Raw genomic sequence first — 17,506 nt, forward strand, 5'->3', positions numbered from 1 at the left:
TATCAGTCGCCTTGTGATTTTATTTAGTGACAGCAGATGCTCGTTTGTAGAAAGGAGCTTTGATTACTTCAGCTTTGAGCATTTTACCGCGAATCTCAAGTTCTATCGGTGTTCCTAGAGCAGCACTATCAGCTTCAATTAAAGCAAGTCCAAGGTTACGCTTGAGTGTAGGAGATTGAGTTCCTGTAGTCACTTCGCCGATTTGTCGACCATCCCGATATACAGGATAGTGAGGACGAGGAATACCACGATCAATCATTTCGACTCCAACCAATTTACGAGCTAATCCTTTTTCTTTTTGCGACACTAGAGCATCTTTACCTGTAAAGTTTTCTTTGTCTAATTTGACAAAGTAACCAAGTCCAGCTTCCAGCGGAGAAATATCTGCGGACAGTTCTTGACCATACAGTGGCAGGCGAGCTTCAAAGCGAAGCGTATCACGCGCGCCAAGTCCACAAGGGATCAAGCCAAGTGGTTCTCCAACTTGTAGCAGTTGTTCCCAGATCACCGGAGCATCTGTAGCAGATACATACAATTCATATCCATCTTCACCGGTGTAACCTGTACGAGAAATTAGAGCATGAACACCAAAGATTTCAGCTTTGTCGATAAAAGAAAATCCTGCTAGTTCAGCATAACGATCGCTTTGCGTAGCCGCTTGTAAAATAGCAACCGCTTGAGGACCTTGCAGAGCAATTAATGCTGTTTGTTCTGAAATATTTTCAAGTGTGACATGAGCAGGTAAAGACTGCTTCATCCAATCGATATCTTTATCAATATTCGAAGCATTGATCACAAGCATGTAATGTTCTTCGCCTAGACGGTATACAAGTAGATCATCGACTACACCGCCTGTTGGATAGCACATCAGTGTGTATTGAGCTTGACCATCTTGCAGACGAGAAGCATCGTTAGTTAATAATTGCTGTAGATAAGCAAGTGAACCTTCACCTGAAATGATCACTTCACCCATATGAGAAACATCGAATAACCCTGCTTGTTCACGTACAGCTTCATGTTCTTTTTGAATTCCTGTAAATTGAACAGGCAATTCCCAACCGCCAAAGTCGATACAACGTGGTGAACCGGATTGAGCATAAAGAGGGAAAATAGGCGTACGTTTCAATTCTGTTGTCATCATCGTCACCTCATCAAATTAGTATTGTGGCGAAAAAGTAAGATTATCAATATGTTGCGAAATAGACAAAAGGTCAAAACACCTTAAAAGCTCAACAAAAAAAGACAGAGAGAAAAGGAAATAAGCAGGTCGTATACCTGAACTATTTCTTTTTCTCCCTGTCCTTGATACCTGAGAGTTACCTTGCACTTCTAAATACGTCAGAAGCAACAAGTTTCCCCTTGGGTGATTGGGCGTAATCATTCGGATATCGTCGGTGACCGAATAATGCCAATTCTCTCCAGAGCTGCGTCCGGTACAGGTCCCTTTTACCTGAGAGATTCACCATTACTGGCTTACTCCTTCGGCGCTGTCATGATTCTGAACAGTCTCTCCCTGTACTTTCATTCGCTACATATGATGTTATGTATTTCCGAACATTAAGTATTGAAACAGCAATGAATGTATGTATATTATATTAATACTTGATTCAAAAAGCAATGTCAAGAGTATTGACAGTATAATCTGCCTTGCTATACGCTTGTGTGCATGAAGACATTACAACCATGAACCGGAGGAATGAACAATGAGTGAGATTAAAGATCAATTGCTGTACAGTGCAGAACATGAATGGGTAGAACGCATTAGTGATGATACTGTTCGTATCGGGATTACTGATTTTGCTCAACATCAGCTAGGAGATATCGTGTTTGTTGAATTGCCACAATCAGGTGCAGAAGTTGCTTCTGAAGCTGTAATTGGTACGATTGAATCGGTTAAAACCGTATCTGATCTTTTTAGCCCGGTTACAGGAACAATTACTAATTTCAATCCTGAATTAGAAACAGAACCTGAACTGGTGAACTCTGATCCTTACGGACGTGGCTGGATGGTAGAAGTGAAAGTTAGTGGTAATCTGGATGAAGCTTTATCCAGTCTATTAAGTGCAGAAGCATATGCTGAACATGCACAAGACTAAGTTCTAAAAAAAGTGAATACATACAAAATAAGTAGAAATCATCTAGTTATTTGTATTGTAACAAGATTAAGACTGAAAGCCTAGCAGGCGATCAGTCTTTTTTGGTATGTATGGATGTTTTATAATTTTAGGTTGGAGGAATCTGCATAATACGATAGAATGATTAAATAAAGCAGAAATAGAATTTTTTTACATAGATTCAATAGTACCATCTTGTACGAAATGTGCACTGCACTTCTATATAGGGATGACTACATCTGGAGGGGAGATTGTTGTCAAAATATCTATATCGTTTATTTTTGATTATGGTGATATTGGGCTCGTTACCTGTACTGGTTATCGGAATATTTTCGTATACATTAGCAGCCGGTGATGTGGAACAAAAAGTACAGGATGGGAATGCACAGTTATTAAATGAGACTCAATTACGTGTAGATCAAGTGCTCAAAACGTTACAGTTATCGGCAGTGCAATATGTTAATTCTCCATTAGTGACTGAAACGATGAAACAGCCGTTACAATCAGGAGACTTTGAAAGGATACGAAATTTAACAACAGGCTTTAATAATTTGCAAACGATTACATCGCTGGATCAAATACGGTTAATTAACTTTGAACACAATTGGGTGGTATCGGGAACATCATTTAGCCAGGTGTCTGATGCAGACGATCAAGCTGTGCTTCGCTCTTATCGACACAATCGAAATAGTATGTTCTGGGTAACAGATACTTCTATCGCTAATAACGGATATACGTCAAATATAGATATGATGACTGAAAATGAATTAACCTCGATCTCTTCCGAAAAGAAAACCAAAGTAGTCAGTATGGTGTTCAAAATTCCATTATTGCCTTCAACTGGTGAGCCACGTGGACTGTTAGTTTTAGATATTGCTAATGATGAGATTGATAACTGGGTCACCAGCAGTACTCGTCTTGGACAAATCTATGTATTTGATCAATATCAACAAGAATTTCTAGATAGTGGTCAGAATACGCAATATCCAGGCTTGCAGAATGAAGTGTTTAAACATGTGGAACAAGGGGAACGACAAGGATTTTTTAATTGGAAAAGTGAAGGCAAAGAAGTAGGCGTAACTTATTCTTCGTCCACATTAAATGGATGGGTGTATGTATCTGTGGTATCAATAGGACAAATTACGTCCCAGACACGAAAAATAGCGATTTTGACAATTAGTGTCTGTGTAGCGATGTTGTTATTAACGGCTTTGTTAGCTTTTCTTAGCAGTCGGCGTATGTATTCCCCTGTCTCCAAATTAATGCAGTTGTTGGGAGCAGGAGATTCAGCAGATTATCAGGCAGGACTGAACGCAGAGCAATCGTCTACAACGATCAGGCAGCTACGGTTTCCATTTGGCAAAAGCAATTCATTCACTGGATATGACAAAAAGTCTGTGAAGCGACAAGATGAATTTGCGTATATTGGTGAACAAGTAGAGCGGATGCGCTTAACAGGAAAAGAGCTTGAAGAGCAGATTCGAGAGCAAATCCCGCAGTTACGTGAATTATCGGTCATCAAGCTGATTAGCGGACAGATTCCAGCTAATGAATTTGAACGTCGTCGTCAAATCTATGGATTTCCTGAACCTGTGCATTCTATGGCGGTATTGGTGTTACAGATTGATACAGTGCAAGGAACACGTTATGAAGAGACGGATCGTGAACTGCTTCTATTTGCTATTAATAATATGGTGTCTGAATTGATTTCGGCAGAGCATCGATTTAGCCCTGTATTGATAGAACAATCTCAAGTCAGTATTCTGGTAGAACCTGTAGACAATGAAGATGCGACCTTATGGTATCATGCTCAAGCAGAACGGGTGCGTACACAGGTTCAAGACTATTTGTCGTTATCGGTGAGTATCGGGATTAGTCGTCCTTTTGAACATTATCAAGGTGCTCCTGATGCGTATGGAGAAGGGTTAGAAGCGCTCAAGCAACGAATGAGTCTGGGGAACAAATTAATTATCCATTTTGAAGATATCGATCATAGTACTTCTATGGAAGTGGCTGTGTATACTCAGCTCAAGCAGTTAGAAGATCGGGTGATTCAATCGCTCCAAAATGGCGATTACGAGCAGACACCTCTTTACTTTGATGAGTATATTACTCATGTGATGGAAAAAGAAATTCATTTTCGCGATTATCCGGTGTTGCTGACTCAATTAGCAGCTCGTGTCTATGAGATTGTGCAACAAAAAGGTGGAACTGTAAATAGTGTATTAGGCAAAAAAGCATCGCTTCATAAATTGCTAGAATTGCAGACGGTAGAAGAAATCAGGCAGTGGTTTACACACTCGTTATTTGAGCCGTTACAGCAGTTTTTGCAAAGTCAGGCAGAATCACAATATATGAATATCGCCGATCAGATGATCCAGATGATTCATCAGCGGTATGAGCAAGATTTGTCATTAGAAATGTGTGCAGAACAGCTTAATTTCCATCCCGTGTATTTGAGTCGTGTATTCAAAAAAGAAACAGGGATTAAGTTCAGTGATTATGTAGCTGAATATCGAATGAATCAGGCGAAGAAGTGGTTAGAAACGACAGATTGGCGAATTGCCGATATTGCAGAAAAATTAAGCTATAGTAACACGACTGCATTTATTCGTATTTTCCGCAAAATCGTCGGCACTACACCTGGTAAATATCGAGAAGAACATCGCAGCCGGAAGTTAATATAAGAATATTATAGTTGAATCTAGCATATATAGAGGTTGAAAAAAGGTTATTCTTTCTCGAAAAAAAGAAGCTAAAACCCTGATACAGCAAGGATTAGCTTCTTTTTTTACATATAAAGCTAAAATTGGATGATAGCCTGTTATCCTTCTGGAAGCGACAATAAACCTATACAAATGTTAACGCTTTCAAGGAGGGTGAAGGATGGAAGCCAAATCAGTCAAATCATCTACACGTATACGTACAAAAGAAAGCCAAGCGAATATGTCATGGAGGGAATTTTACAAAAATCGTTGGTTATACATTATGTTGTTACCCGGGATTATTTATTTTGTCATATTCAAGTATGTACCGATGTACGGCATTGTGATGGCATTTCAAGATTATGTTCCGTACCGCGGAATATGGGAAAGTAACTGGGTAGGATTCAAGCACTTTGAACGCTTTTTCAGTGAACCGCAGTTTTGGATGTTATTTCGCAATACATTGATTCTGGCGTTATACAATATTATTTTCTTTTTCCCTTTACCTATTATTGTATCGTTGATGTTAAATGAAGTCGTGACAGAACGATTTAAACGTTTTGTACAAACATTAATCTATGTACCACATTTTGTCTCATGGGTTGTTGTTGTCGGTGTATTTTATATGATCTTTACGACAGAAGGCGGAATTTTAAACGAATTGATCTTTGCGATAACCGGTCAAAAAATAGCGTTTTTACTTGAGCCGGGCTGGTTCCGTACGATGATTATTTCGCAATCGATCTGGAAAGAAGTCGGTTGGGGAACGATTATTTTTCTAGCGGCGTTGTCAGGTGTAGATACTCAATTGTATGAAGCTGCACGAATGGATGGAGCAAGCCGCTGGAGACAGTTATGGCATATTACTTTGCCAGCTATCCGCAGTACCATCATCATTTTACTTATTTTGCGTCTGGGTACTTTTTTGGATACCGGATTCGAACAAATTTTCTTAATGTTGACTTCCACAAATCGGGATGTGGGTGAAGTCTTTGATACGTATGTCTATGTAAAAGGAATGACGCAAGCGCAGTATAGCTATAGTGCTGCTGTTGGATTGTTCAAATCAGTGATTGGCTTGCTGTTAGTTGTCGGAGCGAATCAGTTAGCGAAAAAATGTGGAGAAGAAGGTATTTATTGATTTATCTATTCTTTGTAGAAAAAAATCAAATGGTATAAACAATCTTTTGCAAACGATGTTATGCATTCTAAAGTTATCTATCGTTCGGAAGGAGACAACATTATGAAACAAGATCGTACATTAGGAAATCGGCTATTTGATTATACCAATCATACCTTGTTGTTATTGTTAGGGATTGTAACGGTATTGCCTTTTATCTATATCACTGCTGTATCATTTACCAGTCCGGCAGAAGTCGCCAAAGGAGGATTTATTCTTTTTCCGAAAGAATTCTCACTTGCTGCCTATCGCTATATTTTCTCTACATCTACACTACTGAATAGCTTATGGGTATCGATCTATATTACAGTGCTCGGCACATTTATCAATTTACTGCTGACCACATTGATGGCGTATCCGTTATCACGTCCTTATTTGCGAGGCAGAAAGTACATTATGCTCGGTGTATTATTCACCATGTTATTTAGTGGAGGTATGATTCCGACGTACTTTGTTGTGAATTCTCTTCATTTGACCGATACGTTATGGTCGCTAATGATTCCAGGTGCGATCAGTGCTTTTAACTTGATTGTACTCAAAAACTTTTTCCAACAAATTCCTGACGGACTGGAAGATGCCGCCAAAATCGATGGATGTAACGATGTCTCAATCCTTTTCCGTATCGTGCTACCGTTATCTCTACCAGCAATGGCAACATTCGCATTGTTCTACTCGGTAGCTCACTGGAATAGCTTCTTTAGTGCTATTCTGTACATTAACGATAGCGACAAATGGCCTGTACAAGTGTGGCTACGCGAAATTGTTATTCTAGCTCAAAGCCGAATCGGAGACACCAGCATCGAAGAAGCCGATATCCAGCCACTAACCATCCGAATGGCAGTTATCGTATTCTCAACATTGCCTATACTAATGGTCTACCCATTCCTACAAAAACATTTCGCCAAAGGCGCACTTCTAGGATCAGTCAAAGGCTAAATTCTATCCATAATCCATAAGAACTTAATAACGTAATTTAAAATAACTTAAATAAGTAAAATGAACCAAATCCTTATTCTCATCATTTAATTCAATAACCAAACATCACACCCATACATGTCCATCACTAACTATTACACTAACGACCTACAACAAGTGTTGCACCAAAAAATCATTACCAAACCCAATAACACCTACATTACATGCCAAAAACAACCATCTCAACTCACACAAAAACCATTTTTCAAAATCATTAAACCATTAAATCCTTAAATATTTAAAACTTTAAAACTTTAAAACTCAAGTCCCTAATCCCTAATTTTCAAAGACTCAAAACTCAAATCCCTTAAAACGATCTTAAAAATCTTTATATCTTTACATCTTTTCTGCCACTACCCACCCAATTGTGCTAGGCGGAGGGGGAGATGGATTCTGAAAGTCGCCTTTAAGACTGGGATATCGACCGCCAGCGGTCAAATCAAGATATCCCTGTCTTACCAGCGACTGCAAGAACCATCTCCCCCGCAGCCCTCCACAACCCCCTTCAACGAAAGGAGATAATTATTTATGAAAAAGCAAACAGCAGTTTTAATGTGCCTTGTATTAGCAACATCTACTGTACTGAGTGCATGTGGAAGCAAAGGATCTCAAGGAGCATCGGTCGATGATACGATCACGATGGCGATTTCTCAAGTCGGCGATATTCCATCCGCAGGCAACCCGATTCAAACGCAAATCGAGAAATACACTGGCAAAAAATTAGACGTTCAATGGATACCGAACTCGGCATATGATGACAAAATCAATGTCATGATCGCTTCAGGAGATATGCCTGATATTTTAAAAGTGAATTACACACCTGCTGTCACCAATGCGATGCGTAACGATGTGTTCTGGGAAATCGGCCCTTACCTCAAAGATTATCCCAACTTAGCGGCACAAGCAGATGTATTTTACGATAATGTTAAAGTCGATGGCAAAATCTATGGCGTACCTCGCTTTTCCGATATTGCACGTGCGACATTGCTCTACCGTTCGGATTGGTTTAAAAAGCTCAAGCTAGATGTACCGAAAAGTACAGAAGACTGGTACAACGATGTGAAAGCGTTAACATTAAATGACCCTGATGGAAATGGGAAAAAAGATACGTATGGCATGATGTTGTTCAAAAAATATAACGAAGGCGAGTATTCATTTACAACACGTCTGGCTGTTAGTCTAGGAGCACCGAATAAGTGGAAAGTGGAAGATGATGGTTCGTTTACCCCAGAATTTATGACCACTGAATATAAAGGTGTAATGGATCTACTTAAGCGTTTATATGATGAGCAATTGATCAATCAAGATTTTGCAGTATTTGATTCTACCGAAGCAGATAAGAAATTCGATTCTGGTCTAACCGGTATGAAGATCGCTGTGGCACAGACCGCCAAAAGTCAGCTTGAACGTTTACAAGAAAATGTACCTGATGCCGAAGTCGATCTTGCCAAATTAGAAGGGCCGGACGGTTATCGTGTACCTGCTCAATCCGGTAATGCAGGTATTCTGGTATTTCCCAAAGTCTCTGTGCCTACAGAAGAAGACCTCAAAGCGCTGTTGTCTTTTTTGGATAAATTAATGGACCCTGAAATGTCTACGCTGTTATTGCGTGGAGTCGATGGAAAGCATTATAAAAAGTTAGAGGATGGACGGGTAGAAATGACCGATTTTGCTGCTTTTCAACGTGAAGTAAAGCCTTATCGTGATAATCTGCCACTGGTAGAAGGATATAATGTGCCTGCGCAAAAAGATACCAAAATTGGCGAAAAAGGAGTAGCGATGGCAAAAGAAATTACACAGTATGCTATTCCGAATCCAGCATTGACGTTGTACTCACCAACATATGAAGAACGTGGTGGCGATCTCGATCAAATGATTAACGATGCACAAACCAAATATATTATGGGCAAAATCGACGAAAACGGCTGGCAACAACAAGTGGAACTATGGAAAACATCCGGCGGCGACAAAGTGATGCAAGAATACGCAAGCTCCTACAAAGAACAGCAACAACAAAAGCAAAGCAAATAACCATGTTCATACCATAATGATCGGGAGGAAATAATAATGAAATTTGTGGTTAAACAAACTGCTTGTTGGACACTTACTGCTGTATTGGCTTTGGGATTAACAGGTTGTGGGAACAGCGATTCAGGAGCGGCAACAGCGGATTCTTCAACCGTACGTATTTCACTCATGCAAGTCGGCGATATTCCCAAAACTGGAAATGATGTAGAGACAGGACTGGAAAAGCATATCGGCAAAGATTTGGATATTCAATGGATTCCCAGCTCTGCGTTTAACGATAAAGTCAATGTGATGATCGCTTCAGGCAATTTGCCTCATATTATGCGTCTGAATTATATTCCAACAACAGTGGGTGCGATTCGTTCAGATCAATTTTGGGAAATTGGCCCTTATCTTAAAGACTATCCGAATCTAGCGGCTCAAGATCCTGAGTATTACAGCAATATCACGGTCGATGGTAAATTGTACGGCGTTCCGAATTTCCGCGATATAGGGCGGGCTGCTATCGTATACCGCAAAGACTGGTTTGATACATTGAAATTAGGAGTGCCCAAAAGTATAGATGATTGGTACAACGCCGCCAAAGCGATAGCGACTAAAGATCCTGACGGTAATGGCAAAAACGATACGTATGCTTTTCCATTATTCAAAACATATACTGAAGGTTCTCAAGCTCCTCTGACTCGTATTGCAGTCAGTCTGGGTGGCGTTAATCGCTGGGGAGTAGATGATAATGGGAAATTCACGCCTGAATTTATAACACCACAATATACAGAAGTGTTACAAATGATGCATCGTCTTTATGCTGAAAAATTAATCAATGCTGACTTCCCTTCACTGGATTCTACAGAAGCCGATAAAATGATGGCATCCGGTAGAATCGGTATGAAACTAAATGGCGTAGCAACCAATGGAAAAAGTACACAACAATTATTAACAGCGGCTGTACCGGATGGAGTGGTTGATATTTCTCCATTTGTCGGGCCAGAAGGGATTCGTATTGCAGGTGAACCCGGTAACTTTGGTTTTCTAGCTTTCCCCAAAGCGACCGTCCAAGACGAAGCACAACTCAAAGAATTATTAGGTACACTTGATAAACTGATGGACGAGCCTACAAGTACATTGCAATTGCGCGGAATCGAAGGCAAACATTACAAAAAAACAGCAGACGGCAAAACAGAATTTATCGATTTCGATGGATATCAACGAGATGTGAAGCCTTATCGTGATAATTTGCTAAATATTGAAGGTTATCATGTAACTGAATTGGTCGATACCGAACTTGGAACCAAAGGAGTAAAATTATCAAAAGATGATCGCAAATATGCTATCTCCAATCCTGCGTACAATCTCGTATCTGATATCTATACAGAGCGCGGACAAGAGCTAGATCAGATGATTAGTGATGCACAGACCAAATACATTATGGGTGAGTTAGATGATGCTGGCTGGCAACAAGCGATTACAAGCTGGCGTACTGCCGGTGGTGATCAATTGATCAAAGAATACGAAGAAGCTTATGCCAAATTAAAGCAGTAAATCACTTGTTGCATAAACAAGTAAATGATCAGCAATAACGAAATATTTATCAAAACGATTCTATAATGATAGGTAACAAAAAATGCTAGATACCAAAAAAACTGTAATTTACGTCTTGTTCTATTCTGCTCAGACAGAGTAGGCAATGAGGTGTAGTTACAGTTTTTTGGTATGTCATTTCCACGATTCGACGTTATTACTAATTAGCAGATGCGTAGAAATAGATGGACTGGTTTATTAACAAGAAAAGAATCACTTACAGGAGGAACATCATGAATACAAAACGTGTATTGATTACAGGTGCCAATTCCGGCATGGGACTTGCTTCTACTATAGAATTAGCCAAGCGTGGCTATGAAGTTATTATGGGCTGTCGCAATGAAGAACGTGGACAAAAAGCATTACAAGAAGCACGTGAAAAAAGCGGTTCTGATCAGATTACACTGATGAAATGTGATCTAGGGTCACTGCAACATATTCGGGAATTTGCAGAACAATTTAATCAGAAATACGATCGGTTGGATGTTTTACTTAACAATGCAGGGGTTGTTAATTTGAAGCGTCAAGAAACAGAAGATGGATTTGAAATGAGTATCGGGGTTAATCATCTCGGTCATTTTTTGCTGACTCATTTGCTGTTAGATGCACTTAAAGCTTCTCCTCAAGGACGAATCGTTGTTGTTAGTTCAGGGGCATATAAGATTGGTAAAATTCATTGGGATGATCCTCATTTACACAACGGATATACAGTCATCAAGTCATACGCTCAATCCAAAATCGCGAATATCTTTTTTACACGTGTTATGGCGGAAAAGTTAAAAGATACTCAGGTAACGATCAATTGTCTGCATCCTGGAGCAGTAGCGACTAATATTGGAGTAGATCGGGATACCGGATTTGGTAAGCGCATTTTAGCTGGAGTAGCGTATCTTCCTTTTTTCCAGACACCCGAGCAAGGCGCAGAAACGGCTATTTTCCTTGTAGATGATTCTTCTGTAGCTCAACATTCAGGACTGTATTATTATCGCCAAAAGATCCATAAGCTCAAGCCCAAAGCACTGGATGATGCAGAAGCGCTTCGTTTCTGGGAATGGAGTCAAGAGCAGGTGGGCTTACAAGAGCAATAAGAAAGTAATTTCGGTCAAAGACAGTATCAGGTCTAATCGTTGTAATCTGTTATGCGATCTGTCTTACATGATCTATCATCTACTGGTACAATAGAATCATCTGATATTTGTTATAATCAGAACAAAAAAAGAAAGGATGATGATACCGAATGAGTAACGAATATCCGCCGAATCCTAATGACGTTCAGCAGAATCCGTATCAAGCTCCACCTCAACAGCAATATGGAGGAATGCCACCATACCCGCCGTATATGCAACCACCTTTGCAAGGATTAGGCGGCTGGTTAGCTTGTTTTCAAGTGTATATGTATTATGTACTTATTGCTTTTATGTTTACTATTCCTAGTTACATATTTTTAATCTGGATGCATAATAATCCAGGGCAGTTTGATGCGGTAGTACCTGGTATGACTAATAGTGTATTTTCTGTTTATGGCAACAACTTTATGTTGGTGATGATTATGGGAATTGTCTTATCTATTATTTCGTTTCTGTGGATGATTACTAATCTAGTGTTCTTTTATAAACGTAAAAAATTCTTGCCACGTGTTATGATTGCATACTGCTTATTCCAAATCGCTGTAAGCGTTGTGACATTGTTGTTGATTCCAAAGGTAGGTATATCACCAACAATTAGTAGCATTTTTGGTATTGCTACGCTGGTTGCTTGGATTTTCTACTTTATGCGTTCTGTACGTGTCAAAAACACATTTGTTCGTTAATCCATCACGTAATCTTTCGTCAATCACGCTGATCTTTACATTTGTTTTTATACAAGGAGGCAGATTAAATGAGTGATCAACATTTACCTTACACGATAGAAATAGCTAGACAAGAAGATTTACCTGCTATTGTCGATATCTACAATTCTTCTATTCCTGCAAGGTTGGCTACTGCGGATACAGAACCTGTAACAGTGGAAAGCCGACAAGCGTGGTTCGATGAACATGTTCCTGATCGTCGTCCATTGTGGGTGCTGTGGCAAGATGGACAGATTGCAGGTTGGGCAAGTTTACAGACTTTTTATGGACGACCTGCTTATAACGGTACGGTAGAGCTAAGTGTATATGTACACAACGATTATCAAGGAAAAGGCATCGGTAGCAAATTAGTCTCTTATGCGATTGAGCAAGCTCCAGCAATGCATATACATACGCTGCTTGGTTTTGTTTTTGCTCATAATGATCCAAGTCTGAATTTGTTGCGTAAATTTGGATTTGAAGATTGGGGACACTTGCCTCGTGTTGCTATTTTGGATGATGTAGAACGTCATTTGGCGATTGTAGGCAAACGTATAGAAGCCAAGTAACAGAGGTTAAAACATTAACTGTATAGATGCAACCTAACACCTGATAATGCGTCTAATGATTATCAGGTGTTTTGGTCTATTTCAGCAAACAACAACTGACTGCTATCGTGATATGATCCGCTCGGTAGGTTGCTCAAATATACAGTTGACGGTAATATGTATGAGGAACTATATCAGTTATGTAGAGATAATATGTATTTGGGGCAGATGCCCAAAGGAAATAGCTTGTGGAAAGGAAGCCGATCAATGATCATACTGAAATCACCTCAAGAAATAGAAGAAATGAAAACAGCTAGTCAGATCGTAGCAGATTGTCATCGTGAAATTGCCAAGCTGATTCAACCGGGAATTACAACGATGGAAATTAATGAATTTGTCAAAAAGCATATTACCAAATTAGGTGGTAAACAATTCACCAATGGATATAATGGGTTTGAATATGAGACTTGTGCATCGGTTAATGATGTAATCGCTCATGGCTTTCCAAATCGTACGCCTTTACAAGAAGGCGATATTGCCAAAATCGATATCGTTGCTGAATATAATGGTTGGCTAGGCGATTCTGCATGGTGTTATGCAGTCGGTAACATTTCGCCAGAAGCTGAAAAGCTAATGCGTATTACCAAAGAATGTCTTTATATCGGAATAGAACATGCTATCGTAGGCAATCGTCTAGGAGATGCGATGGCTCCGCTACAACATCATGCCGAAAGCAATGGATTCCATGTGGTACGTGATCTATTGGGTCATGGCATCGGACGTGATCTTCATGAAGAACCTAACTTTACCCATACAGGCAAACCGGGCAAAGGTACACGTCTAAAAGAAGGTATGGTATTTACGATTGAACCGATGATTAATGAAAGCACTTATCGGATGACGATTGATGCTGATGGCTGGACAGCACGCACAGCCGATGGAGGATGGTCTGCTCAGTATGAACATACTATAGCGATTACAGCAGATGGCCCGATTATTTTGACAGCTCAATAATAGTTTGCTGCGCTAAAGTGGTTGAACATATCGATGTAGTAGCAGTTTTAACAAGTGCATTGTTGAGACTGCTATCATGGTATTATCATATGTAGCAGAGATAGGGTTTAGGAATTGTTATCCTTTTTTGTATTCAAAAGCAAGTTATTGAGGTAAATAATAAACACACGATATGCAATACAACCTCCGCTTTTCCAACTATACAATCGCTAATCGGATAAATAATAATAGTCGGTATGATATTCATTAAATATTTGTGCCAACGATTGCACGTTTTGAATATTACAAAAACCCCCATGACATAGGACTAAAGTTCCATCAAACCTTCAACAATTCGACAAAATTTCCGATACTATTATTATAAGCATTTGTAAATAAATACTAGACTTGTTAGTAAAGCTTGATGGTATGAAGTGAAGATGAGCATTGATGCTCATTGTTAACCTAAAATATGGTGGTGAATATAATGTTAGATAAAATGAATCATTCCTTAATTCGAAACTTAGACGTAGCGGCTGACTACTTTTACGATATAGATGATCTTGGACTGCACTATACGCCTCAGCAAAGTATATTCAAACTTTGGGCACCTGATGCAATTCAAATGGATCTAATGTTATATACAGATATGGGTGTGTATGATGAAGATGGTCTTGTACATGATCATACAACAGGTGAAGCTCATAAAATGAAAGCAGAAGAAGGCGGCGTATGGCAATGTGTGCAATACGGCGATCTTGCAGGTCAATATTATATGTACCGTGCTACATTTGCTGACGGTTCTGTTCAATACGCTGTTGATCCTTATGCTCGTGCAGTGTCTCCGAACGGGCAACGTACGGCTATTGTAGATCTACAGACAACCAATCCTGAAGGATGGGAAAATGATATCAAACCTCGTATGTCCAGTGTTACTGATGCGGTGATCTACGAATTGCATGTACGTGATTTCTCTATTGATGAATCTTCGCGTATGAAGCATAAAGGTCAATATCTTGCTTTTACTGAAAAAGGTCTGCAAGATGAACATGGCAATTCTATCGGTATCGATCATCTTAAAGAACTGGGTGTGACTCACGTTCATTTATTGCCGATTGCTGATTTTCATACAGTCAATGAATTAAAAGTACAAGATCCTGAGTCTACTCAAATCAAATACAATTGGGGTTATGATCCACAGCATTATAATGTGCCTGAAGGTGCTTATGCGACCGATCCTACAGATCCAACATCACGTATTCGTGAATTTAAACGTCTGATCCAAGCATTGCATGCCCAAGGTCTGCGTGTAGTCATGGATGTGGTATATAACCATACGTATTCTGTAGATGATGGACCTTTTGATCGTTTGGTTCCTGGATATTTCTACCGCACTGATGAAAAAGGTCAATTAACCAATGGTTCTGGTGTTGGTAACGAGATTGCAACAGAGCGTCCAATGGTACGCAAATATATCAAAGACTCACTACGTTACTGGGCGAATGAATATCATCTGGATGGATTCCGCTTTGACTTGATGGGCTTGATCGATACAGATACAGTTACTCAATTGACACAAGAGCTACGTCGTGATGTAGACCCTTGTATATTGATCTATGGAGAGCCGTGGACAGGTGGTTGGTCGCTTCTTCCACAACAGACATTGAAAGGCTCTCAACGTGGTAAAGGATTTGCTGTATTTAATGATAATTTCCGTGAAGCGATCAAAGGCGATAGCGATGGGGATACTCAGGGATTTGCTACAGGATCATTTGGCGTAGAAGGCGATGTTGTCAAAGGCATTTATGGCGCTATCGGAGACTTTACCGATCATCCTAGTGAAACAGTCAACTATGTGACAGCTCATGATAATTTGAATCTATGGGACAAGCTTGTACGCACTTACGGGCAAGATGATGCCCTTTCATTCCTGCATATGGATAACGGTCAATTAGCCGATGGAAGCAGTGTAGAAGAAGCAGTACAAGCCGCAGAGCCTTACAAATATATCGATCCTGAACATGTATTATCGAATGATTGGGTTCGTCGTTCTTTATTAGCTAATGGTATTGTATTAACCAGTCAGGGGATTCCATTTATCCATGCTGGTGATGAAATGTTACGTACCAAATTTGGCGATCATAACAGTTATCGTAGCCCTGATGTGATCAATGGATTACGCTGGGAAAATAAACATCGTTTCCGTCCGGTGTTTGATTACTATCAAGGTCTAATTCAGTTAAGGCGCTCTCATCCTGCTTTTCGTATGGATCAACGAGAAGATGTCGAAAAACATTTAAAAGTATTGCGTAGTGATAAGCAAGTGGTTGCGTTTCAACTGGGAGAATATGCGCATGGTGATAAATGGAACCGAATTATAGTCATTTATAACGCCAGTACTCATGATCAGACCGTATCTTTGCCAGCATCGGTCAGTCCATGGCAAATCGTTGTTAATGAGAACCAAGCCGGTATTCATCCATTAGCAAGTGTAGTCGGTCAAGAGGTGATCGTACCACAGCTATCTATGATGGTATTGTACGATGAAGAAGATCAATATATTCCAGTAGCAGCTAGCTTGGAGTGGGATTATACGCCAAGTATTATGGAGCCAGGTGAAAAGTTACAACTCAAAGTAACTCCACGCGATCAACGGGGACGTATTTTTGAAGCAGAAGCTGTAGTGTTCCGTTCTTCCAATGAGCAAAATATTATCGTTCGTGAAAATGGACAGATTATTGCTCTACACGAAGGAGACAGTACAATCTGTGCTTCTTGTGGCAGTGTGAAAAGTACGCTTTTGTTACATGTAGAAACTTTGGTGCCACATATGATTCATTTACATGGAGAACATCAGGTGTATGGTGGCAAACGCATTCCGTTAAAAGCGGAAGTGCTAGATCAATACAGTCGTCCTATTGCTCGCCCGAAAGTATATTGGGATTCCAGCGACAAACGAATTATTCGTGTTAACAAAGATGGATTGGTACGTGGTATTCGTCCGGGTACAGCGAAGATTACTGCTTCTTGTGGCAAAGCGACTGCACAGTGGTTGGTAGAAGTGTTACCTTATATTCCTCGCAGTATTGAAGTGGAATACGAGCGTCCGAATCAAGATTACAAAGGTTGGAATCTGTGGGTATGGGGGCCGATTTTAGGTCACAGACAGGTGGATTTTGAACGGATCGAAGAAGGCAGAGCGGTTGCCAAAATTATTGTAGCCCCTGAGGAGACCAGTGTAGGCTTTATTATCCGTCTGAAAGACTGGCAAGCCAAAGATGTCGATACCGATCGTTATATTTTCGTAAATACCAATCAAGACGCGATCAAAGTATTAATTAAAAGCGGGGATCCGCAATTTGAAATAGAACCTGTTATATAATGACTCCAAATAGCTACTTCTTTATAAACAAAGAGTGGCTATTTGTTGTTATTTTTGATAATAAATAGGGTTTCTACAGAGTAATTATGGAAATGAGAGACCGTTCCTGATAAAATCATAACCAACTAAACATTTGACAATATAGATCTGGTGTCAAATGAACAAGATGGTTGCA

Annotated in this window: 12 protein-coding genes and 1 riboswitch; of the genes, 11 read left to right on the forward strand and 1 reads right to left on the reverse strand. The window is 39.8% G+C overall.

The window, feature by feature from the left end; genetic code table 11:
* Nucleotides 1-19: 19 nt before the first annotated feature.
* Entirely contained in the window at nt 20-1,138 is a 1,119-nt protein-coding gene (gene gcvT / locus QCD85_RS11945; protein WP_301262739.1) for a glycine cleavage system aminomethyltransferase GcvT, read from the reverse strand.
* Between the two features lie 289 nt (nt 1,139-1,427).
* A riboswitch (glycine riboswitch) is annotated at nt 1,428-1,525 on the reverse strand.
* 178 nt (nt 1,526-1,703) lie between these two features.
* On the opposite strand from gcvT, the gene gcvH reads away from it, so the two are divergent.
* The 11 genes from gcvH (at nt 1,704) to pulA (ending at nt 17,331) form a co-directional block, all read left to right on the forward strand.
* Nucleotides 1,704-2,096 carry a glycine cleavage system protein GcvH gene (gene gcvH / locus QCD85_RS11950; RefSeq protein ID WP_273613311.1) on the forward strand — a complete coding sequence of 131 codons (393 nt, stop codon included), beginning with the start codon at nt 1,704-1,706 and terminating at the stop codon, nt 2,094-2,096.
* Nucleotides 2,097-2,368: 272 nt separating this feature from the next.
* A complete protein-coding gene (locus QCD85_RS11955) occupies nt 2,369-4,801 on the forward strand; it encodes a helix-turn-helix domain-containing protein (protein ID WP_301262740.1) in 2,433 nt (810 codons plus the stop codon).
* A 259-nt stretch (nt 4,802-5,060) separates the two neighbouring features.
* Entirely contained in the window at nt 5,061-5,960 is a 900-nt protein-coding gene (locus tag QCD85_RS11960; RefSeq protein ID WP_274172881.1) for an ABC transporter permease, read from the forward strand.
* Between the two features lie 102 nt (nt 5,961-6,062).
* Nucleotides 6,063-6,935: a carbohydrate ABC transporter permease gene (locus tag QCD85_RS11965; RefSeq protein WP_273613309.1), complete on the forward strand. Its 873-nt coding sequence runs from the start codon at nt 6,063-6,065 to the stop codon at nt 6,933-6,935.
* Between the two features lie 567 nt (nt 6,936-7,502).
* On the forward strand, nt 7,503-9,005 hold the full coding sequence (locus QCD85_RS11970; RefSeq protein WP_301262741.1) for an extracellular solute-binding protein: 1,503 nt from the start codon (nt 7,503-7,505) through the stop codon (nt 9,003-9,005).
* Nucleotides 9,006-9,041: 36 nt separating this feature from the next.
* A complete protein-coding gene (locus tag QCD85_RS11975; protein ID WP_301262742.1) occupies nt 9,042-10,541 on the forward strand; it encodes an extracellular solute-binding protein in 1,500 nt (499 codons plus the stop codon).
* Between the two features lie 272 nt (nt 10,542-10,813).
* Nucleotides 10,814-11,668 (forward strand): SDR family oxidoreductase, encoded by an 855-nt coding sequence (locus tag QCD85_RS11980; protein WP_301262743.1) that lies wholly within the window; start codon nt 10,814-10,816, stop codon nt 11,666-11,668.
* Nucleotides 11,669-11,817: 149 nt separating this feature from the next.
* Entirely contained in the window at nt 11,818-12,390 is a 573-nt protein-coding gene (locus QCD85_RS11985; protein ID WP_273613305.1) for a DUF2569 family protein, read from the forward strand.
* 68 nt (nt 12,391-12,458) lie between these two features.
* Entirely contained in the window at nt 12,459-12,977 is a 519-nt protein-coding gene (locus QCD85_RS11990; protein ID WP_273613304.1) for a GNAT family N-acetyltransferase, read from the forward strand.
* A gap of 246 nt (nt 12,978-13,223) precedes the next feature.
* Complete coding sequence (map, locus tag QCD85_RS11995; RefSeq protein WP_273613303.1) at nt 13,224-13,970, forward strand: type I methionyl aminopeptidase; 747 nt, start codon at nt 13,224-13,226, stop codon at nt 13,968-13,970.
* A 466-nt stretch (nt 13,971-14,436) separates the two neighbouring features.
* Complete coding sequence (gene pulA / locus QCD85_RS12000; RefSeq protein WP_301262744.1) at nt 14,437-17,331, forward strand: type I pullulanase; 2,895 nt, start codon at nt 14,437-14,439, stop codon at nt 17,329-17,331.
* Nucleotides 17,332-17,506: the final 175 nt, after the last annotated feature.

This window comes from Paenibacillus sp. PsM32, from assembly GCF_030433815.1.
GTDB classification, from domain to species: Bacteria; Bacillota; Bacilli; order Paenibacillales; family Paenibacillaceae; genus Saccharibacillus; species Saccharibacillus kyungheensis.

Excerpts from the sequence above, each read along its gene's own strand:
- gcvT (WP_301262739.1), bottom strand. The coding sequence starts at position 1,138 with ATGACAACAGAATTGAAACGTACGCCTATTTTCCCTCTTTATGCTCAA.
- gcvH (WP_273613311.1), top strand. The coding sequence starts at position 1,704 with ATGAGTGAGATTAAAGATCAATTGCTGTACAGTGCAGAACATGAATGG.
- QCD85_RS11960 (WP_274172881.1), top strand. The coding sequence starts at position 5,061 with ATGTCATGGAGGGAATTTTACAAAAATCGTTGGTTATACATTATGTTG.
- QCD85_RS11965 (WP_273613309.1), top strand. The coding sequence starts at position 6,063 with ATGAAACAAGATCGTACATTAGGAAATCGGCTATTTGATTATACCAAT.
- QCD85_RS11970 (WP_301262741.1), top strand. The coding sequence starts at position 7,503 with ATGAAAAAGCAAACAGCAGTTTTAATGTGCCTTGTATTAGCAACATCT.
- QCD85_RS11975 (WP_301262742.1), top strand. The coding sequence starts at position 9,042 with ATGAAATTTGTGGTTAAACAAACTGCTTGTTGGACACTTACTGCTGTA.
- QCD85_RS11980 (WP_301262743.1), top strand. The coding sequence starts at position 10,814 with ATGAATACAAAACGTGTATTGATTACAGGTGCCAATTCCGGCATGGGA.
- QCD85_RS11985 (WP_273613305.1), top strand. The coding sequence starts at position 11,818 with ATGAGTAACGAATATCCGCCGAATCCTAATGACGTTCAGCAGAATCCG.
- QCD85_RS11990 (WP_273613304.1), top strand. The coding sequence starts at position 12,459 with ATGAGTGATCAACATTTACCTTACACGATAGAAATAGCTAGACAAGAA.
- map (WP_273613303.1), top strand. The coding sequence starts at position 13,224 with ATGATCATACTGAAATCACCTCAAGAAATAGAAGAAATGAAAACAGCT.
- pulA (WP_301262744.1), top strand. The coding sequence starts at position 14,437 with ATGTTAGATAAAATGAATCATTCCTTAATTCGAAACTTAGACGTAGCG.